This is a genomic window from Pseudomonas mucoides (genome assembly GCF_015461845.1).
Taxonomy (GTDB): domain Bacteria; phylum Pseudomonadota; class Gammaproteobacteria; order Pseudomonadales; family Pseudomonadaceae; genus Aquipseudomonas; species Aquipseudomonas mucoides.
On sequence record NZ_JACOPW010000002.1, the window covers coordinates 584,735 to 604,714 of the forward strand.

A 19,980-nucleotide genomic window follows, 5' to 3' on the forward strand; every position below is an offset into this window, starting at 1 on the left:
AACACTCCATATCCCATCTCCATTGGTTGATCGCTCAACTGTAGCCGATCCTCCCCCTCCCACCGCCAGGGTATTCCACAACATGTGGCGCGCCAGTGGGACGCGAGGGGGGGGTGATTTAACTCACATAAGCCAAGCTTACCTAGGCATCGTGTTGAGGCATTCGATGAGTAACTCCGACACCCAATTCGACATGTTTGCCGACCACGACCAGACCGTTGTTTGTTTCCGTGGTGTTTAGCCTGTGATCCACCAGCTATATAAAAGGTCACCATATCCCCATATGGCTGTGCCGATGACACTCAAGGCAAAAATCAATGACTCTGCAATTCTGAACCGGGTTTGAAACTCCATCAGGATCGGAATTCTGACGGCATCCCCAAAGAACCCCGGGGTGTACAACCGTCCACTGGTGAACACAACCATGGCACCCGCTATGAATGAAAACAGCGTGGTTACAGCTCCACTTCGCTGAATCCAGATCGGTCGACTTTCACCAGCTGGCGTCCAATGACCCAACCCCGCATAAAGAGGTGCGGCAATCGCAGCAGCTATCAAAAGCAGAACCAGCGCGTAGCACACCCAAGTTGTCGATCTATAGCGCTGGGTAGTTTCAGCCTCCCCCATCACGTTAAACATCCTCTACTCCCTACGCACATCATTTTGATGGCAGAACTATAGCCGCGAGGTATTCCCATGCCCACAGAAAACAAACCGGCCGTGCCGCTGAAGGTTGAGCGCTCGACAGTCACGAAGCTGGTGATTAGCTCATGAGCATTCAATTTTTATCGCACAACGAGGTTTGCGAGCTGACCGGCGCGCGGACCAAGGCAGGACAAATCCTGAACCTCAAAAAAAACGGTGTCAGGCACACCATCAAGATGAATGGTTGGCCAAGCGTGACTGTGATGGCCGTAACCGCCGTCGGCATGTTCGAGCCAGAAAAACCCGCATGGAAATCACGCAAGGCAAGCTGAAATGGGAAGACGACCAAGTAAACCCGGTTCTATAGCCCGGCTGCGAGAGCGCAAGAAAGCCAGCGGCCGGGTTTTCTACTACTACGACACCGGCGGAAAGGACCGCAAAGAGATCCCACTGGGCAGCGACTATGGCCTGGCGATCATGGAATACGCAAAATTTGAGCGTGATCGAACCGCCACCGACCTGGCCGCCAAGGTGATCACCTTCCGCTACGTCGCCGAAAAGTACATGGTCGACATCGTTCCTTCCAAAGGAAAAGCGACCCAGTTCGATAACAAACGGGAAATGAAGAACCTGATTGCGTTCTTCGATGATCCGCCAGCGCCACTGGAAACGATCGAGCCGCTACATGTCCGACAATACCTCACATGGCGGAAGACAGCGCCCGTCCGGGCAAATCGAGAAAAAGCTCTGCTCAGTGCAATCTGGAACTATGCCAGGGAAAAGGGCTATACGTCTCTAGCCAACCCCTGCGCGGGCATCAAGGGCAATAAAGAGACGGGGCGGGATACATACGTCGAGGATGAGCTCTTCAAGCGTGTGCACGATAAGGCCGAAGTTGGCCTACAAGATGCCATGGACCTGGCTTATCTGACCGGACAACGAGTGACCGACACGCGACTGATGGACGAACGGGATGTCCGCGACGGACAAATTTGGGTGCTTCAGGGAAAAACAAAGGCAAAGCGGCGAATAGAAGTAACCGGTGAGCTGAAGGTGTTGATTGATCGAATCATGTCCCGAAAGTCAGGACATAAGGTCCGTTCAACGCGGCTGATCGTGTCAGAGGATGGCGCACCGATGACGGTGGCGATGTTGCGCAGGAGGTTTGACATGGCCAGGGAGGCCGCTGGAGTTTCCAAACCGGAGTTTCAAATGCGCGATTTGCGTGCAAAGGCCGGTACGGACAAGGCAGAATCCAGTGGCGATATCATGCAGGCCAAGGATCAACTTGGGCATACCACCGTTGTTATGACGGAGCAGTACATCCGCAATCGTAAAGGCAAAAAAGTTTCGCCGACTAAGTGAATTGCGGACCAGATCCAAAATTGCGGACCAGAAACAAACAAGGGTTTGCATAAGCTTTCGCCCGCAAACCCTTGATTTTAAATGGTGCCCGAAGCCGGAATCGAACCGGCACGCCCTTACGAGCGGGGGATTTTAAGTCCCATGCGTCTACCAGTTTCGCCATTCGGGCGGTAGCGCGGTGAAGCAGTCTGAAGGCTGACAAATGACGACCTGGCAGTTCTGACGCTTGTGCAACAGAGGGGGAAATATATACACCCCGCCCCGGTGAAGCAAGTTCGCAGTTGACCTTTTCAAGACAAAATCTTGCAGGGCTGCGGAAATAAAAAAGCTCCGTAAATCATAGATCTACGGAGCTTGTTTATAGTGGAGGCCGAGGTCGGAATCGAACCGGCGTAGGTGGATTTGCAATCCACTGCATAACCATTTTGCTACTCGGCCTCAAACATTTGCTGTCAGTAGCACAACAACAAATGTGTTCAAACTTGGAGCGGGAAACGAGACTCGAACTCGCGACCCCGACCTTGGCAAGGTCGTGCTCTACCAACTGAGCTATTCCCGCGTCTTGGTGTGGCGCATTCTATAGAATCCAGAAGCCCCGTCAACCCCTTGATTCAAAAAAGTTTTATTTCTTTTCAACGTCGGTCTTCAGATGTGGCCAGGCAGCCCGCAAGTACTGGACCATGGACCACAATGTCAGGCCCGCCGATACCAGCAACAAGGCATAACCGATCAAGACCCAGAAGCTAAAGTCTGACGGATTGGCCAGCAGGATCACCAGCGCGAGCATTTGCGCGGCGGTTTTCCATTTGCCCAGGTTCGATACGGCGACGTGAGCACGGGCGCCGAGTTCGGCCATCCACTCGCGTAATGCCGAGACGACAATTTCGCGACCGATGATGACGGCGGCCGGCAGCGTGAGCCACAGGTTGCCGTGTTCTTGCACCAGCAAGACCAGTGCGACGGCGACCATCAGCTTGTCAGCCACGGGATCGAGGAACGCCCCGAACGGAGTGCTTTGCTCCAGGCGTCGGGCGAGATAACCATCCAGCCAGTCTGTGGCGGCAGCAAAGGCGAAGACCGAGGCGGAGGCCACGTAGCTCCATTGGTAAGGCAGGTAGAACAACAAAATGAAGATCGGGATGAGCAGGACGCGTAGAACGGTAATCAGATTAGGGATATTCATCGGCACAACTGGCTACGAGGTGAGTTGGCATTCTACTCGCTGTGCAGATTTGCATAAATCAACTCTGCGAGCTTTTTACTGATCCCGGGTGCTTTGGCGATCTCTTCGATGCTGGCACGAGACAGCTCCTGCAATCCACCAAAATGTTTCAATAAATCGCGACGACGTGTCGGCCCGACGCCAGCGACGCCCTCAAGCGTGGACGTGCGGCGGGTTTTGCCACGGCGAGCGCGGTGACCGGTAATGGCAAAACGGTGGGCTTCGTCGCGTATTTGCTGAATCAAATGCAGCGCGGGGGAATCGCCGCGCAAGGTGAATTCATGGGCCGCGTCGTTGAGGTACAAGGTTTCGAAACCGGCCTTGCGCGTTGCCCCTTTGGCCACGCCCAACAGGATCAGGTCCGGCACCGCCAGTTCATTGAGCACATCGCGGGCCATGGACAACTGACCTTTGCCGCCGTCCACCAACAGAATATCCGGCAGCTTGCCCTCACCTTCCTTCAGCTTGCTGAAGCGGCGGGTCAAGGCCTGATGCATCGCGGCGTAGTCATCTCCCGCCGTCACGCCTTCGATGTTGTAACGGCGATAATCGGATTTGATCGGGCCTTCCGGGCCAAACACCACGCAGGACGCCACGGTGGCTTCGCCGCTGGAATGGCTGATGTCGTAGCACTCCAGGCGCTGCGGTGGCTCGTCCAGGTTCAAGACTTCCGCCAGCGCGTCGAAACGTGCGGCGACGTGCTGACGGTTCGCCAGACGCGCGCTCAAGGCCTGCTCGGCGTTGGTGACCGCCAGTTGCTGCCAGCGCGCTCGCGTGCCGCGCACCCGATGACTGATGGTCAGCTCACGCCCACGCAGGGCATCGATGGCCTCGATCAGCGTCGGGAAGTCTTCATGCACCACGTTGACGATCAGCTCACTCGGCAAGTCGCGCTCGGGGCTGGTGATGAAGTATTGGCCGAGAAACGCGGCCATGACTTTGGAAACGTCTTCGTCGATACCGGTTTGCGGGAAAAAGTTCTTGCTGCCCAGCACCCGTCCGCCACGCACGCTGATCAAGTGAACGCAAGCACCGCCTGGATTGACGAAGGCGGCGATCACATCGATATCGCCGGTGCCGCCTTCCATGCTTTGCTGGTCCTGGACCCGACGCAGCAAGGAAATCTGGTCACGCAACTCGGCGGCACGCTCAAACTCGAGGTTGATCGCCGCCTCTTCCATGCCTGCTGACAACTCGTCCGTCAGCGCATTGCTGCGCCCCTCAAGGAACATTACCGAGTGACGAACGTCTTCGGCATAAACCTCAGGCTCGACCAAGCCCACGCAAGGTGCCTTGCAACGTTTGATCTGGTATTGCAGGCATGGGCGCGTGCGGTTCTTGTAATAGCTGTCTTCGCACTGGCGAACAAAAAAGGTCTTTTGCAAAAGGCTCAGGCTTTCACGAATCGCTCCGGCGCTCGGGTACGGACCAAAATACTTGCCCTTGGCCTTCTTCGCACCGCGATGAATGCTCAAGCGCGGGAACTGGCCATCCGAGAGAAAGACGTAAGGGTAGGATTTGTCGTCGCGCAGCAGGATGTTGTACGGCGGGCGCCATTCCTTGATCAGCGTCTGCTCAAGCAACAGGGCTTCGGTTTCGTTGGCGGTGATGGTGGTCTCGACCTGAGCGATACGCGCCACCAGCGCGGCGGTCTTGGGTGCCAGACCGGATTTGCGGAAGTAACTCGACAGGCGATTCTTCAGGTTCTTGGCTTTGCCGACATACAACAGGCGCGCATCGCTGTCGAACATGCGGTACACACCGGGGCGCCCACTGACCGTCGACAGAAAAGCGCTTGGATCGAAGGTGTCAGTCATTGTCAGAGGCTGGCATCGACCATGCCGTGACGAACCGCCAACAGCGTCAGCTCGACATCACTGCTGATCGAAAGCTTCTCGAAAATGCGGTAACGGTAAGTGTTGACCGTTTTGGGTGACAGGCAAAGCTTGTCGGAAATGATCTGGACCTTCTGGCAACCGACAATCATCAACGCGATCTGGATCTCGCGCTCGGACAAGGCATCGAAGGGCGAGTCGTTGGTGGGCTGAAAGGATTTGATCGCCAGTTGCTGGGCAATCTGCGGGCTGATGTAGCGTTGACCGGCAAATACCAGGCGAATCGCCTGGACCATTTCCGGCAGCCCTGCGCCCTTGGTCAGGTATCCGGCGGCACCCGCCTGCAGCAACCGCGTCGGAAACGGATCTTCCTCACAGACAGTGACCGCGACGACTTTGATATCCGGGTGACTGCGCAACAGTTTGCGCGTGGCTTCAAGACCGCCGATACCCGGCATCTTGACGTCCATCAACACCACATCGGGTTTCAACTCACGCGCTTTGAGCAGGGATTCTTCCCCTGATTCAGCCTGGCCGACTACTTGCAGGCCATCGATGTCAGCCAGCATTCGTGTAATGCCTGTACGAACGAGATCATGGTCATCGACTACTAGCACCCTAATCAAGCAGACACCTCGCGAATTGGTCTTATTGGGTTGCCGGACACCTTAGCAAAAAGCAACTGGCAGACCTAGCAGCAAGCATCATATAAAAAGTATCAATACATCTTGAAAGGCTTGTCGCCAGCGCGTTTCAGCGATGAAGCCTGTCGATATCACGCTGCATTCTCAGGAAACACTCGTCCTGACCGACCACCTTCAGCCCTTTTCGTTCGTAAAGTTTTTTTGCCGGATTATTTTCAAAAACGGTCAGGCGCAATGCCGGACGTCGTTCCTTGCACGCGAGCGCGAAGACCTCGTCGATCACCCAACCACCCGCGCCCTGCCCCTGAAACGCTTCGAGCACGTGCAGTTCGCGAATGTACAAGGCGTTTGCATCGCGACTCAGGCTGACAAAACCCAGCACTGACTCATCGCGCACAAACATGCGGTTCTCGCGCCCCACCCAGGCGACATCAAACGCCTCATCCAGCCAAAGCAGATCGTGCTGGATGTAATAGCGCAGCATGTTGTCGCAGGTCAGTTTCCGGGCGAAGTCGAGGTCGGCGGGTGACGCCAGACGCCATTCGAAACCCATTCAAGCCTCGGTAACGTCAATAACAGTGCCGTTCCAGCCACCCGCCTCGCGGCGCGCCACCACCATTAGATTCCCCGTACCCGGTGCCGCAGCAATCAGCGAACCGTCCGACGCCCAGAGGGCACTGCGTCCTGCAGACTCCCAGCCTCCGGTCGCACCGCCGTGGTTGGCCATCAGCACCGTCATTGAATGTGTGCCGGCGTACCCTTGCAGGAGCGCCGTGTCCAGGGCATAGCCGTTTTCCGTGATCAGCACACCGGCGGCATAGAGGTCGGCGCCCTGCTCCGCGGCCGCGGCAGCATGACTGGCGTGAGAAAAATCAGCGCACACCGCCAGCGCGACGGTATCGCCACCGATGGTCAACATCGAGCCACCTGTGCCCGGCGCAAACGCCACTTCCTCGCCGGGGTGCAGATGCTGTTTGCTGTAGACCCCGAGTGAACCATCGGCACCCAACACCAGCGCACCAATCAATACCGGCGAATCGTCCGACAGCCGAATCGGCATGCCGACCACACTGGTGACGCCGACTTCCCGGGCGAAATCCCGCAACGGACGCAACACCTCGGCATCCGGTGCGATGGCCAATTCAGCTGCCAAGCCTCGCTCATAGCCGGTCAACGACAATTCAGGAAAGACCAGCAACTGAACGCCCTGCTCCGCAGCAACCTGCATGAAACGCTGATGCCGGGCAATGTTGGCGGCAAGATCACCAGCGACCGAGATCGATTGAGCCGCGGCAATAGTCAATGGCGTCATGTTTCGTCCTTGTGACGTTGGTGGATGAGCAAAACACAAAGTGTGTCATAAAGCAGCGCGCACTCAAGCGATAGAAAATGCCGTCGGCGATTGATAGCATTTTCTGATTGAAACCGCGCACCGGCCTCTAGTAAGCTCGGCGCATCCATCGGAGACAGACCATGTTCAACGCCCTCTCACAGCTTCCAACTGCCAACGCTCAGCGTTCGGTGGCGGCTGCGCGTGTGAATGACGTCTGTGCTTCGGTCAGCTTTTATTTTGGGTATTGGTTTAGCCACTGGCGCGCCTGATACCCACACGGCGCCCACTTTAAACGGGTCGCCGCCAGAGTTTTCCAAACCCCCGGTCGGCCTCCCGACCGGGGGTTTTGTTTTTTCAGCCCCGAACACTTTTGCGACACACCAGACACTTTGAGGATTCACGACATGAACTACGCCACTTATTACCGTTACGACAGTTTTACCGCCTGGCGATTTACCAGCCTCCGCTCGGGACAGCCTGCCGCCTCCGATCGGTCACCCACAGGTGGCAAGCACACACACGCAGCCAATCCGGCCAATTGTCGAACACCCCAGTAGGGCCGAGCGCGCGGGAACGAACCCGCCGCCAGCCCAGGAAGCCATGCCATGAACTCGTCCGTCTCTGCTTTGCCGCTGTCCACGTTGAATCCTGCCAATGAAGCGCTGACCCTGCGTCTGCCCAGCTCATTGCAACTCAAGCAGCAACTGCCCCTCAGCAACGCCCTGACCCGTCAAGTCGCCGCTCACCGCGACGCGGTCCGTGCAATCCTCAACGGTGAAGACGCCCGTTTGCTGGTGATCGTCGGACCTTGCTCGATTCACGACCCGCAATCCGCCCTCGAATACGCCGCCAACCTTGCCCGACTGGCCACCGACGTCAGCGATGAAATGCTGCTGGTCATGCGCGCCTACGTCGAAAAACCGCGCACCACGGTCGGCTGGAAAGGCCTGGCCTACGATCCGCACCTGGACGGCAGTGATGACATGGCTGGCGGCTTGACGTTGTCGCGCGAGCTGATGCGCGAAATGCTCCGCCTCGGCTTGCCGATTGCCACCGAACTGCTGCAACCCATGGCCGCCGGCTACTTTGAGGACCTGCTGAGCTGGGTGGCGATTGGTGCCCGAACCACCGAATCACAGATCCACCGGGAAATGGCCAGCGGCCTGAGCATGCCGGTCGGGTTCAAGAACGGCACCGATGGCGGCGTGACCGTGGCCAGCGACGCCATGCGCTCGGCCGCTCATCCGCATCGACATTTCGGCGTCGACAGCCAGGGGCATCCGGCAATCATCCAGACACCTGGCAATCCCGACACGCACCTGGTGTTGCGCGGCGGGCATCAGGGGCCGAACTACGACCGCGACAGCGTCGGCCAGGTGAACCGCGATTTGACCCGACTGAAGATCCCTGCGCGGATCATGGTCGACTGCAGCCACGCCAACAGCGGCAAAGACCCGGCGCGGCAGCCAGCGGTGTTCAATGACGTACTGGAACAGCGCCTGCAAGGTGACCGTTCGCTGATCGGCATGATGATCGAGAGCCATCTGTTCGAAGGTTGCCAGCCCTTGAGTCCAACGTTGCGCTACGGCGTCTCGGTGACCGATGGCTGTCTTGGCTGGAACGGGACGGAGGAATTGTTGCGCAACGCTGCTGACCGGCTTCGAGCGCAGCGCGGGCATCAATAAACGGCTAACGCAATTTCTGTAGCAGTTGGCGCAGCCTGCTGCTACAGGTTGCGTTGTGGTTGAAACACGACATCACTGACAGGTAAAGCCGTTTCCTGAGTAGGCCATCGCAGGCAAACGCGCTGTTACAGATCAAAAGATGTCGAAACAATCGGAACAAGACCTCAACCACTTTCGAACTTTCCTACACTTTCTATACCTTTTTCATCAGCTTACAGCGGATTCCTCATACACCGCCCAAGCGCTGGGGTGCTTTAGAGTGAGCCCATCTGCACTCCTCTGAACGATCGCGAAAAAGGAATCAACATGCTACGGAACGCAACCACCCAGTACCCTATCCTGCTGATCCACGGGCTCTTCGGCTTCGACCGGATCGGCACGACCGAATTCTTCCAGGACGTCAAGCAGTCCTTGCGAAGTGCGGGGGCCAGGGTGTTCATCCCACACCTGTCGGCTACCCACAGCAACGAGGTACGTGGCGACCAGCTATTGGCACAGATCGAACGGGTGCTGGAAGGAACCGGCGCCAGCAAGGTCAACCTGATCGGTCATAGCCAAGGAGCATTGGCGGCACGCTATGCGGCGGCGATAGCACCCCATGCGGTGGCGTCGGTGACATCAGTCAGTGGCCCGAACCACGGCTCGGAACTGGCCGACTTCTTGCGCAAGGCGCTGACGCCCGGCCGTCTTCCAGAACATGTCGCGGCGACGGTGGCGACGCTGTTCGCTGATTTTGTGTCGTTACTCAGCGGCAACCTGCACTTGCCACAAAACGCAGTCGCGGCTCTCAATGCGCTGACCACCGAAGGCGTAGGGGCTTTCAACGACAAATACCCCCAAGGGTTACCGAAGACCTGGGGCGGCAAGGGCCGAGATGTGGTGAACGGCGTGCGTTATTACTCCTGGAGCGGCACGTTACAGGGAACCCTTCTCGACGAGGGCTTGAAAGCGCTCGATCCACTGCACGGTTTCCTCCGTGCCTTCTCCCACTACTTCACCACGGAAGCGGAGCAGAATGACGGTTTGGTCGGCCGCTACAGCTCCCACCTGGGAAAAGTCATCCGCTCCGACTATCCGCTGGATCACCTGAGCAGCCTCGGTCATACCGGCGGCTTGCATCGCAAAGCCATCGATCCCGTGGCGTTGTATGTCCAGCATGCCGAGCGCCTGAGAAACGCGGGCCTATAATCTGTCCGCAACTTTGACGAGAAATAGGCCACTGAATCCGGTAGGCTCCGCACTTTACTGAATATTGAAAGGAGAATTTCCCATGGCTAAAGCCACTGCCCGTCACATCCTGGTTGCCTCGGAAGCCAAGTGCAACGAACTCAAGGCCCAGATCGAAGGCGGCGCTGATTTCGCCGAAATCGCCAAAGCCAACTCCACCTGCCCGTCCAGCCGTCAAGGCGGCGACCTGGGTTCGTTCGGTCCTGGCCAGATGGTCAAGGAATTCGACACCGTGGTGTTCAGCGCTCCAATCAACGTTGTACAAGGCCCAGTGAAAACCCAGTTCGGTTATCACTTGCTGGAAGTGACCAGTCGTCAGGACTGATCGATCCGCCAGGCTTTACCCATAACGGCCCGCCTTTTGGTGGGCCGTTGTGTTTCGGATACGTTTTTAGACTGGCGAGGGACGCGCCGCTAGCGTACAAATTGTGCTTTTCGATCCTCCGGCTCTAAGGCTGACAATGCGACTGGCTTTCCCCACTTTGTTGTTCACTGCCGTGGCGCTGCTATTGGGCGCCGCCGGTGTGAATGCCGCACCGCAACATGCGTTGACCGTGTACGGCGAACCCGCGAAATATCCCGCCGGCTTCAGTCACTTTGCCTACACCAACCCGCAGGCCCCCAAGGGTGGCACGATGCGTCGCTCGGCGATTGAAATTGGCCACTTCGACCATATCCTGCCGTACATCGACAAGGGCATTGGCGTCACGCAAATCGACGGATTGCTTTACTCGCCGCTGGCCCAGCGTTCGCTGGATGAGCCCTACACCGTGTACGGCCTCGTCGCACAAAAAATGGAGCGCCCGGACGACGGTCTGTTCCTGAGGTTCTACCTCAACCCCAAGGCACGCTTTGCCGACGGCACGCCAATCACGGCCGAAGACGTGCGCTACTCATACAACCTGCTAATGACTCAGGGCAGCCTGCGCTATCGCACCCAGTTCGCGGACGTCAAAGGCGTGGAAGTTGAATCACCTCTGACCGTTCGGTTCGACTTCAAGAGCAATGAAAACCGCACCCTGCCCCTCGACATCGCAACGCTGCCGGTATTTCCCGAGCATTGGTGGAAGACCCGCGACTTCGCCAACGGCGGCGGGTACGAGGCGCCTTTAGGCAGCGGTCCTTACAAGGTGGGCAAAGTCGACTCCGGTCGCAGCATCACCTTCGAGCGCGACGCCAACTGGTGGGGCAAGGATCTGCCGGTCAGCCGCGGCCTCTACAACTTCGATCATTTCAGCATCGAGTACTTCGGCGACACCGACGTTGCCCGCCAGGTGCTACGTGGTGGCGCTTATGACTACAACCGCGAATTCTCAGCCACCGGCTATTCCATCGGTTACGAGAGCCCGGCCCTGAGCGACGGCCGCCTGCAAAAGGCGCATTTGGCCCAAGACGCACCGCAACCGGCCCAAGGATTTGTCTTCAACTTACAGAACCCGATGTTCCAGGATCGCCGGGTGCGCCAGGCCCTGGCCATGCTCTGGGATTTCGAATGGAGCAACCGGCAGATGATGCGTGACATGTACATCCGCCAGCAAAGCTACTTTTCCAATACCGACCTGGCGGCGCGGCACCTGCCCGATGCGGCGGAACTAGCCATTCTTGAACCGTTGCGCGGACAGATCCCCGACGAGGTGTTCACCCAGGTCTTTGAAGCACCGAAAACCGATGGTAGCGGTGTGATCCGCGACAAGCAGTTGCAAGCACTGGACCTGCTCGAACAGGCCGGCTGGAAACCCGATGGCGATCAACTGGTCAACGCCGAGGGCGAGCCGCTGAGCTTTACTTTCCTGGTCAGCCAGAACGGCATGGACCGACTGCTGCTGCCTTATAAGCGCACCCTGAAACAGATCGGCATCGACCTGAACATCCGCCGCATCGATTCGTCCCAGTATGTGAATCGCCTGATGAGCCGCGACTACGACATGATCGTGACCGGCTACCCGGTCACCACCTCCCCCGGTGGCGAGCTGTTCAATTACTTCGGCTCGATCTCGGCCAACGACCCCGGCGCCAATAACTACATGGTGCTGAAGAATCCGGCGGTCGACACCCTGATCACCGGTGTGGTCCGCGCCACCACGCAGCCCGAGATGCTGCGCTACGCCCACGCGCTCGACCGGGTGCTGCAATGGAACTACTACTGGATTCCCAACTATTACCCACCGGGCACCTCGACGGTCTGGTGGAACCGCTTCGGTCGGCCCAACGAGCAGGCCAGCAATGACGAAGCCATTGAGAGTTGGTGGGAAATAAGCACCACCCCGCTGACCAACCAGCAAATGACCGCCGAGCAAATCAGCCGTGGCAGACCCGGAGGACCACACTGATGTGGGCTTACATACTGCGGCGCTTGCTGCTGATTATCCCGACGCTGGTGATCATTCTGTTGGTCAACTTCGTCATCGTTCAGGCGGCACCCGGCGGTCCGGTGGAACAGGCGATTGCGCACCTGCAAGGCATCGGCGGTGCGACGGTCGGTGGCGGTTCCGGCGAAACCATGCACGGCACCTCGCGCGCCAGCCGAGGCCTGGACCCGCAACTGATCAAGGACATCGAAAAACAATACGGCTTCGACAAACCCGCCCATGAACGCCTGTGGCTGATGCTCACCAGTTACGCCCGGCTCGACTTCGGCAAGAGCTTCTTCCGTGGCGCCACGGTCACCGACCTGATCCTCGAAAAAATGCCGGTGACCATTTCCCTCGGGCTGTGGGCGACGTTGATCACCTACCTGGTGTCGATCCCCCTGGGTATCCGCAAAGCCGTGCACCACGGCAGCCATTTCGATATCTGGAGCAGCACTGCGATCATCATCGGCTACGCCATGCCGGCGTTCCTGTTCGCGATGTTCCTGATCGTGGTCTTTGCGGGCGGCACCTCGTTGAACTGGTTCCCGGTGCGCGGGCTGGTCTCGGACAACTTTGATTCGCTGTCCACCGTGGGCAAAATCGCTGACTACTTCTGGCACCTGGTGCTCCCGGTAACGTCGCTGGTGATTGGCGGTTTCGCCACCCTGACCATCCTCACCAAAAACTCGTTCCTCAATGAAATCACCCGCCAATACGTGATCACCGCCCGTGCCAAAGGCATGAGCGAACGCCGGGTGCTGTATGGGCACGTGTTCCGCAATGCGATGCTGTTGGTGGTATCGGGGATTCCGCAGGCGTTCATCAGCGTATTTTTCGCCGGCTCCTTGCTGATCGAAGTGATTTTCTCCCTCGATGGCCTCGGCCGCATGAGCTATGAAGCCGCCGTCTCGCGCGACTATCCGGTGGTGTTCGGTTCGCTGTTTATCTTCACGCTGTTCGGCCTGCTGATAAAACTCGTCGGCGACCTCTGCTACACCCTGGTCGACCCGCGCATCGACTTCGCCGCGAGGAATGCCTGATGTTCAAGCTCTCGCCGTTGGGCCGCCGCCGCTTTGAACGTTTCAAGAAAAATCGCCGGGGCTGGTGGTCGCTGTGGTTGTTCATCGGCCTGTTTGCGCTGACCCTGGGTGGCGAGTTGATCGCCAACGACAAACCGCTGGTGGTCAGCTATCAGGGCCAATGGTATTTCCCGGTGTTCAAGCGTCACACCGAGCAGGCGTTCGGCGGGCAACTGCCGTTCCAGGCGGATTACCGCAGCGACTATGTACAGAAGCTGATCAAAAAGGACGGCGGCTGGATGCTGTTCCCGCCCATCCCGTTCAGTGACGACACGCCCAACTATGACCTCAACAAACCTGCACCCAGCCCGCCCTCCAGTGTGAACTGGCTGGGCACCGACGATCAGTCTCGGGATGTATTAGCCCGAGTGATATTTGGTGCGCGGGTATCGATCCTGTTTGCGTTGATGCTGACTTTTGTCAGCGCCCTGATCGGCATTGCCGCCGGCGCTCTTCAAGGCTATTACGGCGGCTGGGTCGACCTGATCGGCCAGCGCTTGCTGGAGGTCTGGTCCGGGCTGCCGGTGCTGTACCTGCTGATCATTCTATCCGGGTTCGTCGAACCGAATTTCTGGTGGTTGCTGGGGATGATGGCGCTGTTTACCTGGCTGGCGCTGGTCGACGTGGTGCGCGCCGAGTTCCTGCGCGGGCGCAACCTGGAATACGTCAAAGCAGCCCGGGCGCTGGGCCTGTCGGATCGCAAAGTGATCGTGCGGCACATCCTGCCCAACGCGATGAACGCGACCCTGAGTTACCTGCCGTTCATTCTGACCGGGGCGATTACCACCCTGACGGCACTCGACTTCCTGGGTTTCGGCATGCCGGCCGGCAGCGCATCGCTCGGCGAACTGATCGGTCAGGGCAAGCAGAACCTGCAAGCGCCATGGCTCGGGCTGACGGCATTTTTCACCCTGGCGCTGATCCTTTCTTTACTGGTGTTTATCGGCGAGGCATTACGTGATGCTTTCGATCCGAGATCCTGACACGGACGGTTGATATGAGTACCCCCCTGATCGAAATCCGTGACCTCAGCGTCGCCTTCAGCGGCGAAACCGTGGTACGCAACCTGTGCCTGGACATCCGCCCCGGCGAATGCCTGGCGCTGGTCGGCGAGTCGGGCTCCGGCAAATCGGTGACGGCGCATTCGATCCTGCAGTTGCTGCCCGAAACCGGCACCGAATCCACTGGCAGCATCCGTTATCGAGGCAAGCAACTGCTCGGCGCCCCGGCCAATGTGTTGCGTGAATTGCGCGGCAACCGGATCGCGATGATTTTTCAGGAGCCGATGACCTCGCTCAATCCGCTGCACAGCATCGAAAAGCAGATCGGCGAAACCCTGCTGCTGCATAAAGGCCTGACCGGCAAATCGGCGCAAGCGCGAATTCTTGAGTTGTTACACCTGGTCGGCATTCAGAAGCCCAAGGAACGGCTCAAGGCTTATCCCCATCAACTCTCGGGCGGACAGCGTCAGCGGGTGATGATCGCAATGGCCCTGGCCTGCGAGCCTGAGTTGCTGATCGCTGATGAACCGACCACAGCGCTGGACGTCACGGTGCAGCGCAAGATTCTGATCCTGCTCAAATCCCTGCAACAACGACTCGGCATGTCGCTGCTGCTGATCAGCCATGACCTCAACCTGGTGCGCAGCATTGCCCAGCGCGTGTGCGTGATGAAGGCCGGGGAAATCGTCGAGCAGGCCACTTGTGAAACGATCTTTACCGAACCGAAGCACCCTTATAGTCGCTTGCTGTTGAACGCCGAGCCGGAGGGCGAAGCCCTGCCCCGCGACGAGCGCGAGAACGTGCTGGAAGTGGACAATCTGCGCGTGCAGTTCGCCCTCAGTGGCGGGTTGTTTCAGCGCAAGACCTACCTCAATGCGGTGGACGGCATCAGCCTCAACATTCAGCGCGGCAAGACACTGGGCATCGTCGGCGAATCCGGCTCGGGCAAGTCAACGCTCGGCCAGGCGATCCTGCGCTTGCTCGACTCCCAAGGCAGCATTCGTTTTCAGGGCGCTGCGCTGGATGGCCTGACGCAAAAGCAGTTGCGGCCGTGGCGCAAGAAAATGCAGGTGGTGTTCCAGGACCCTTATGGCAGCCTCAGCCCGCGCATGTCGGTGGCACAGATCATCAGCGAGGGCCTTGAGGTACACAGCCAGTTGACCGATGAACAGTGCAAGGCCGAAGTGATTCGGGCGCTGGAGGAAGTCGGCCTCGACCCGCAAAGCCGTCATCGCTACCCGCACGAATTTTCCGGCGGCCAACGTCAACGTATCGCCATTGCCCGGGCGCTGGTGCTGAAACCGGCACTGATTCTGCTGGACGAGCCGACCTCGGCACTGGACCGTACCGTACAAAAGCAAGTGGTCGCCCTGCTCCGCCAGCTCCAGGAAAAACACGGTCTGACGTATTTGTTTATCAGCCATGACCTGGCGGTGGTGCGCGCCCTGGCCCACGACATGATCGTGATCAAGGACGGCAAGGTGGTGGAAAGCGGTGCCAGCCATGAGGTATTTGAATCACCGCAGCATCCGTACACCAAAGAGCTGTTGGCGGCGGCGCATCCGCGGTAGTCGCAAGACCGAGTCGCGGCCATCGCGAGCAGGCCCGCACTGGCACTAAACATTTTGGATAAGAGCCCATGAACACCACCGAAAGCCTCAAGGACTACCAGCGTGTGCGCCTGCTGGCGATCCGCTCGCTGTTCGAGATCATCGAGCAGTCCAGCGAAGGCACGGTGATTGTCGACCGCGATGCCAACATCGTCTGGATGAACGAGCGCTATGCCCGGCGTTTCGGCCTGGAGTCGGCGGAAGTGGCAATCGGCAAGGCCTGCGAAAGCGTGATCCCCGGCAGTCTGCTGCGCGAAGTGGTGCGCACCGGACGCCCGATTTTGCTCGACATGCAAGACACCCCCAAAGAACCGCTGGTAGTGATGCGCCTGCCCATTCATGACGATGCGGGCGTGGTGATCGGCGCGATTGGTTTTGCGCTGTTCGACGAATTGCGCAGCCTGTCGCCCATGCTCAAGCGCTACATGAGCATGCAGGAAGAACTGGCGTCGACCCGCTCGCTACTGCGGGCGCGGCAGACCAAGTACAACTTCGCCCATTTCATCGGCACCAGTGCGGCCAGCCTGGAAGTCAAACGTCGCGCCCGACGCAGTGCCAGCGCCGAGTCACCCGTGTTGTTGCTCGGTGAAACCGGCACCGGCAAGGAGCTGCTGGCCCAGGCGATCCACAGCGCCTCACCGCGCGCGCACAAAGCGTTTGTCAGCATCAACAGCGCGGCAATTCCCGAATCGTTGCTGGAAGCGGAATTCTTCGGCACCGCCCCAGGCGCGTTTACCGGCGCCGACCGCAAGGGCCGCGCCGGCAAGTTGCAGATCGCCCAGGGCGGCACCTTGTTCCTGGATGAAATCGGCGACATGCCGCTGCCACTGCAAAGCAAACTGCTGCGGGTTTTGCAGGAGAAGGAATTCGAGCCGGTCGGCTCCAATGAAGTGATCCACAGCGATGTGCGGGTGATCGCAGCCACTTCGACCGATCTCGAAGCCGCCATCAAACGTGGCGAGTTTCGGGCGGATTTGTATTACCGCCTGAACGTGCTGCCCATCCACGTGCCACCACTGCGGGATCGCCTCGACGACCTGCCGGCACTCAGCGAAGCGATTCTTGAGGAGTTGCGCAGTCAGCATGAACTGAACCGCGAGGCGCTGGAGTTGCTGGGGCAGCACGCGTGGCCGGGGAATATTCGTGAACTGCGTAACGTCCTGGAGCGGGCGGCGTTACTCAGTGATGACCTGCTGCTGGATGCCGCAGAGATTCGTGCAGCGATTGGCACCTTCACGCCAGTCGAGCGCTCGACACCGCAGATGATTGAGGCAGCTGAGCATGAGACGTTTAGCCAGGCTCGAGAGCGGTTTGACCGGCAGTTGATTGAGTCCGCCCTTGTGCAATGCGGGGGTAAGGTGATTGAAGCAGCGGCGCGGCTGGGGTTGGGGCGGTCGACGCTGTACAAGAAGATGGTGGCGTTGGGGATTGCAGAGTCTCAATAAAGAGACATACATCTCCATTATTAGACAGACCATCACGAGCAAGCTCGCTCCCGCAGGGGACCGAGTTCTCAGGGCCAACTCACTCAACCTGTGGGAGAGAACTTGCTCGCGATGAGGCCCCGTCACCCTTAAAAACATCTCAAAAAAGAGACAAATAATTAACCATCGCCTCGAATACTAATAAATATCTTTATATTTCAATCGCTTAACTCTCTGGCACGAATCTCGCTAAAGCCCTCTCCAACAAAAGACCTACCCTACAAAAATAACAATCCAGGAGACACACCATGAGTGTGATCATTGCCTTGGCAGCCCTCGCGCTGTTGATGCTCGCTGCTTACCGTGGCTACAGCGTTATCCTTTTCGCCCCGATTGCCGCCCTCGGCGCCGTCCTGCTCACCGACCCTTCCGCCGTCGCGCCCGCCTTCACCGGGGTGTTCATGGAAAAAATGGTCGGCTTCATCAAACTGTATTTCCCGGTGTTCCTGCTCGGTGCGGTGTTCGGCAAGCTGATTGAGTTGTCCGGCTTTTCGCGCTCCATCGTCGCCGCCGCCATTCGCCTGCTCGGCACACGCCAGGCGATGCTGGTGATCGTGCTGGTCTGCGCCCTGCTCACTTACGGCGGCGTGTCATTGTTTGTGGTGGTGTTCGCGGTCTATCCGTTTGCCGCTGAAATGTTCCGCCAGAGCGACATCCCCAAGCGTTTGATCCCGGCGACCATCGCCTTGGGCGCGTTCTCGTTCACCATGGACGCCCTGCCCGGCACCCCGCAGATCCAAAACATCATCCCCAGCACTTTCTTCAACACCACCGCCTGGGCGGCGCCGTGGCTGGGCTTGATCGGCACGATTTTCGTGTTCTGCGCCGGCATGCTGTTTCTCCAGCGTCAGCGCAACAAGGCCCAACGGGCCGGCGAAGGCTATGGCACCGAGTTGCGCAACGAGCCGGAAACCTCGGCCGATATCAAGCTGCCTAACCCGTGGATCGCCCTGTCGCCGCTGCTGGCCGTGGGCATTATGAACCTGCTGTTCACCCAATGGATCCCGCAGTGGTACGGCAAGACCCACAGCCTCGCGCTGCCAGGCATGGCCGCGCCGGTGACCACCGAAATCGCCAAACTGACGGCCATCTGGGCCGTTCAGGCGGCACTGCTGGTGGGCATCATCATGGTGCTGGTGTTTGGCTTCCAGGCGATTCGCAGCAAACTCGCTGAAGGCAGCAAAAGTGCGGTCAGTGGCGCGTTGCTCGCGGCAATGAACACCGCCTCGGAATACGGCTTCGGTGCGGTGATTGCTTCGCTGCCAGGCTTCCTCGTGCTGGCTGACTGGCTCAAGAGCATTCCCAACCCGCTGGTCAACGAAGCCATTACCGTGACCTTGCTCGCGGGCATCACCGGTTCTGCCTCGGGCGGCATGAGCATCGCGCTGGCGGCCATGGCCAATGACTTCATCGCGGCGGCCCACGCGGCCAACATTCCACTGGAAGTGCTGCACCGCGTGGCTGCGATGGCGAGCGGTGGCATGGACACCCTGCCGCACAACGGCGCGGTGATTACCTTGCTGGCGGTCACCGGGCTGACGCACCGCGAAGCCTATAAAGACATTTTCTGTATTACGCTGATCAAGACCCTGGCGGTCTTCGTGGTCATCGGCACTTTCTACGCCACTGGCATTGTGTGAGGTATTCATGACGACTCTTACAGGCAAGACCGCACTGGTCACCGGTTCCACCAGCGGCATCGGCCTGGGCATTGCACTCAGCCTGGCCAAGGCCGGCGCCAACGTGGTGCTCAATGGTTTCGGCGATGCTTCCAAGGTGATTGCCGAGGTCCAGCAGTTCGGTGGCAAGGTCGGTCATCACCCCGCCGACGTCAGCGACCCGGCGCAGATCGCCGAGATGGTTGCCTATGCCGAGCGCGAATTCGGTGGCATCGATATTCTGGTCAACAATGCCGGCATCCAGCACGTGGCGTCGGTAGAAGAGTTTCCGGTGGAGCGTTGGGACTCGATTATCGCGATCAACCTGTCCTCGGTGTTTCACAGCACCCGCCTGTGCCTGCCGCGCATGCGTGCGAAGAATTGGGGGCGGATCATTAACATTGCCTCGGTGCATGGTCAGGTGGGTTCGGTGGGTAAAGCCGCGTACGTCGCCGCCAAACATGGGGTGATCGGCTTGACCAAAGTGGTGGGCCTGGAAACCGCGACGACGCACGTGACGTGCAATGCGATTTGCCCGGGCTGGGTCTTGACGCCGCTGGTGCAGAAGCAGATTGATGACCGTGCCGCGACCGGGATCGATCCGCAGCAGGCGCAGCATGATTTGCTGGCCGAGAAACAGCCGTCACTGGAGTTCGTCACCCCGCCGCAATTGGGTGAACTGGTGCTGTTTTTGTGCAGCGAGGCCGGCAGTCAGGTGCGTGGCGCGGCGTGGAATATTGATGGTGGGTGGTTGGCGCAGTAACCCCCTCAAACCGCGTTATCGTTCATCGCGGCCAAGCCACGCTCCCACATTAGATCGCGTTTACCGGTGGGAGCGTGG

Annotated in this window: 19 protein-coding genes and 3 tRNA genes; 13 read left to right on the forward strand and 9 right to left on the reverse strand. The window is 58.8% G+C overall.

The annotated features are described in order from the left end of the window. Positions 1 to 237: 237 nt before the first annotated feature. A complete protein-coding gene (locus H8F22_RS11295; protein WP_194940156.1) occupies positions 238 to 639 on the reverse strand; it encodes a hypothetical protein in 402 nt (133 codons plus the stop codon). A gap of 131 nt (positions 640 to 770) precedes the next feature. Between H8F22_RS11295 and H8F22_RS11300 the strand changes: the two genes are divergently transcribed. Both H8F22_RS11300 and H8F22_RS11305 read left to right on the forward strand, forming a co-directional pair. Further along, entirely contained in the window at positions 771 to 977 is a 207-nt protein-coding gene (locus H8F22_RS11300; RefSeq protein ID WP_194940157.1) for a DUF4224 domain-containing protein, read from the forward strand. 1 nt (position 978) lies between these two features. Continuing rightward, positions 979 to 2,010 (forward strand): tyrosine-type recombinase/integrase, encoded by a 1,032-nt coding sequence (locus H8F22_RS11305; RefSeq protein WP_194940158.1) that lies wholly within the window; start codon positions 979 to 981, stop codon positions 2,008 to 2,010. An 82-nt stretch (positions 2,011 to 2,092) separates the two neighbouring features. On the opposite strand, the gene H8F22_RS11310 is transcribed toward H8F22_RS11305, so the two are convergent. The 8 genes from H8F22_RS11310 to H8F22_RS11345 form a co-directional block, all read right to left on the reverse strand. After that, positions 2,093 to 2,179 (reverse strand) — tRNA-Leu (locus H8F22_RS11310). A gap of 195 nt (positions 2,180 to 2,374) precedes the next feature. Further along, a tRNA-Cys gene (locus H8F22_RS11315) sits at positions 2,375 to 2,448 on the reverse strand. A 45-nt stretch (positions 2,449 to 2,493) separates the two neighbouring features. Beyond that, positions 2,494 to 2,569: transfer RNA gene (locus H8F22_RS11320), tRNA-Gly, on the reverse strand. Positions 2,570 to 2,632: 63 nt separating this feature from the next. Next, a complete protein-coding gene (gene pgsA, locus H8F22_RS11325) occupies positions 2,633 to 3,193 on the reverse strand; it encodes a CDP-diacylglycerol--glycerol-3-phosphate 3-phosphatidyltransferase (RefSeq protein WP_027923802.1) in 561 nt (186 codons plus the stop codon). Between the two features lie 32 nt (positions 3,194 to 3,225). Then, the gene (uvrC, locus tag H8F22_RS11330; RefSeq protein WP_059182865.1) at positions 3,226 to 5,049 is read right to left on the reverse strand and encodes an excinuclease ABC subunit UvrC; all 1,824 of its coding nucleotides are present in this window, start codon (positions 5,047 to 5,049) and stop codon (positions 3,226 to 3,228) included. A 2-nt stretch (positions 5,050 to 5,051) separates the two neighbouring features. Continuing rightward, positions 5,052 to 5,693, reverse strand: a complete 642-nt coding sequence (gene gacA / locus H8F22_RS11335; RefSeq protein ID WP_008015884.1) for a response regulator transcription factor GacA — start codon at positions 5,691 to 5,693, stop codon at positions 5,052 to 5,054. 127 nt (positions 5,694 to 5,820) lie between these two features. Continuing rightward, entirely contained in the window at positions 5,821 to 6,264 is a 444-nt protein-coding gene (locus H8F22_RS11340) for a GNAT family N-acetyltransferase (RefSeq protein WP_194940159.1), read from the reverse strand. Next, positions 6,265 to 7,023 carry a carbon-nitrogen hydrolase family protein gene (locus tag H8F22_RS11345; protein ID WP_194940160.1) on the reverse strand — a complete coding sequence of 253 codons (759 nt, stop codon included), beginning with the start codon at positions 7,021 to 7,023 and terminating at the stop codon, positions 6,265 to 6,267. Positions 7,024 to 7,184: 161 nt separating this feature from the next. Between H8F22_RS11345 and H8F22_RS32885 the strand changes: the two genes are divergently transcribed. The 11 genes from H8F22_RS32885 (at position 7,185) to hbdH (ending at position 19,902) form a co-directional block, all read left to right on the forward strand. Further along, the gene (locus H8F22_RS32885; protein ID WP_267463975.1) at positions 7,185 to 7,313 is read left to right on the forward strand and encodes a hypothetical protein; all 129 of its coding nucleotides are present in this window, start codon (positions 7,185 to 7,187) and stop codon (positions 7,311 to 7,313) included. Positions 7,314 to 7,649: 336 nt separating this feature from the next. Then, complete coding sequence (locus tag H8F22_RS11350; protein WP_194940161.1) at positions 7,650 to 8,729, forward strand: 3-deoxy-7-phosphoheptulonate synthase; 1,080 nt, start codon at positions 7,650 to 7,652, stop codon at positions 8,727 to 8,729. Between the two features lie 306 nt (positions 8,730 to 9,035). Further along, entirely contained in the window at positions 9,036 to 9,917 is an 882-nt protein-coding gene (locus tag H8F22_RS11355) for a lipase family alpha/beta hydrolase (protein ID WP_027923797.1), read from the forward strand. An 82-nt stretch (positions 9,918 to 9,999) separates the two neighbouring features. After that, positions 10,000 to 10,281 carry a peptidylprolyl isomerase gene (locus tag H8F22_RS11360; RefSeq protein WP_027923796.1) on the forward strand — a complete coding sequence of 94 codons (282 nt, stop codon included), beginning with the start codon at positions 10,000 to 10,002 and terminating at the stop codon, positions 10,279 to 10,281. Between the two features lie 136 nt (positions 10,282 to 10,417). Then, complete coding sequence (locus tag H8F22_RS11365; RefSeq protein ID WP_194940162.1) at positions 10,418 to 12,286, forward strand: extracellular solute-binding protein; 1,869 nt, start codon at positions 10,418 to 10,420, stop codon at positions 12,284 to 12,286. Next, positions 12,286 to 13,347, forward strand: coding sequence for a microcin C ABC transporter permease YejB (locus tag H8F22_RS11370; RefSeq protein ID WP_059182860.1), 1,062 nt, complete (start codon positions 12,286 to 12,288; stop codon positions 13,345 to 13,347). Before H8F22_RS11365 ends, H8F22_RS11370 begins: the two co-directional genes overlap by 1 nt. Continuing rightward, positions 13,347 to 14,369, forward strand: a complete 1,023-nt coding sequence (locus H8F22_RS11375) for an ABC transporter permease (RefSeq protein WP_027923793.1) — start codon at positions 13,347 to 13,349, stop codon at positions 14,367 to 14,369. The genes H8F22_RS11370 and H8F22_RS11375 overlap by 1 nt, the downstream gene beginning before the upstream one ends. A gap of 14 nt (positions 14,370 to 14,383) precedes the next feature. After that, complete coding sequence (locus H8F22_RS11380; protein ID WP_027923792.1) at positions 14,384 to 15,958, forward strand: ABC transporter ATP-binding protein; 1,575 nt, start codon at positions 14,384 to 14,386, stop codon at positions 15,956 to 15,958. Between the two features lie 68 nt (positions 15,959 to 16,026). Further along, complete coding sequence (locus tag H8F22_RS11385; protein WP_059182859.1) at positions 16,027 to 17,442, forward strand: sigma-54 interaction domain-containing protein; 1,416 nt, start codon at positions 16,027 to 16,029, stop codon at positions 17,440 to 17,442. Positions 17,443 to 17,729: 287 nt separating this feature from the next. Then, positions 17,730 to 19,121 (forward strand): GntP family permease, encoded by a 1,392-nt coding sequence (locus tag H8F22_RS11390; RefSeq protein ID WP_194940163.1) that lies wholly within the window; start codon positions 17,730 to 17,732, stop codon positions 19,119 to 19,121. Positions 19,122 to 19,128: 7 nt separating this feature from the next. Beyond that, on the forward strand, positions 19,129 to 19,902 hold the full coding sequence (gene hbdH, locus H8F22_RS11395; protein ID WP_027923789.1) for a 3-hydroxybutyrate dehydrogenase: 774 nt from the start codon (positions 19,129 to 19,131) through the stop codon (positions 19,900 to 19,902). Positions 19,903 to 19,980: the final 78 nt, after the last annotated feature.

What these genes read in the sequence shown, in the direction of transcription:
- H8F22_RS11360 (WP_027923796.1), top strand. Translation starts at nt 10,000, where the DNA reads ATGGCTAAAGCCACTGCCCGTCACATCCTGGTTGCCTCGGAAGCCAAG.
- pgsA (WP_027923802.1), bottom strand. Translation starts at nt 3,193, where the DNA reads ATGAATATCCCTAATCTGATTACCGTTCTACGCGTCCTGCTCATCCCG.
- H8F22_RS11350 (WP_194940161.1), top strand. Translation starts at nt 7,650, where the DNA reads ATGAACTCGTCCGTCTCTGCTTTGCCGCTGTCCACGTTGAATCCTGCC.
- H8F22_RS11300 (WP_194940157.1), top strand. Translation starts at nt 771, where the DNA reads ATGAGCATTCAATTTTTATCGCACAACGAGGTTTGCGAGCTGACCGGC.
- H8F22_RS11390 (WP_194940163.1), top strand. Translation starts at nt 17,730, where the DNA reads ATGAGTGTGATCATTGCCTTGGCAGCCCTCGCGCTGTTGATGCTCGCT.
- H8F22_RS11385 (WP_059182859.1), top strand. Translation starts at nt 16,027, where the DNA reads ATGAACACCACCGAAAGCCTCAAGGACTACCAGCGTGTGCGCCTGCTG.
- H8F22_RS11380 (WP_027923792.1), top strand. Translation starts at nt 14,384, where the DNA reads ATGAGTACCCCCCTGATCGAAATCCGTGACCTCAGCGTCGCCTTCAGC.
- H8F22_RS32885 (WP_267463975.1), top strand. Translation starts at nt 7,185, where the DNA reads ATGTTCAACGCCCTCTCACAGCTTCCAACTGCCAACGCTCAGCGTTCG.
- H8F22_RS11295 (WP_194940156.1), bottom strand. Translation starts at nt 639, where the DNA reads ATGTTTAACGTGATGGGGGAGGCTGAAACTACCCAGCGCTATAGATCG.
- H8F22_RS11345 (WP_194940160.1), bottom strand. Translation starts at nt 7,023, where the DNA reads ATGACGCCATTGACTATTGCCGCGGCTCAATCGATCTCGGTCGCTGGT.
- hbdH (WP_027923789.1), top strand. Translation starts at nt 19,129, where the DNA reads ATGACGACTCTTACAGGCAAGACCGCACTGGTCACCGGTTCCACCAGC.
- H8F22_RS11355 (WP_027923797.1), top strand. Translation starts at nt 9,036, where the DNA reads ATGCTACGGAACGCAACCACCCAGTACCCTATCCTGCTGATCCACGGG.
- H8F22_RS11305 (WP_194940158.1), top strand. Translation starts at nt 979, where the DNA reads ATGGGAAGACGACCAAGTAAACCCGGTTCTATAGCCCGGCTGCGAGAG.
- uvrC (WP_059182865.1), bottom strand. Translation starts at nt 5,049, where the DNA reads ATGACTGACACCTTCGATCCAAGCGCTTTTCTGTCGACGGTCAGTGGG.
- H8F22_RS11340 (WP_194940159.1), bottom strand. Translation starts at nt 6,264, where the DNA reads ATGGGTTTCGAATGGCGTCTGGCGTCACCCGCCGACCTCGACTTCGCC.
- H8F22_RS11365 (WP_194940162.1), top strand. Translation starts at nt 10,418, where the DNA reads ATGCGACTGGCTTTCCCCACTTTGTTGTTCACTGCCGTGGCGCTGCTA.
- H8F22_RS11370 (WP_059182860.1), top strand. Translation starts at nt 12,286, where the DNA reads ATGTGGGCTTACATACTGCGGCGCTTGCTGCTGATTATCCCGACGCTG.
- H8F22_RS11375 (WP_027923793.1), top strand. Translation starts at nt 13,347, where the DNA reads ATGTTCAAGCTCTCGCCGTTGGGCCGCCGCCGCTTTGAACGTTTCAAG.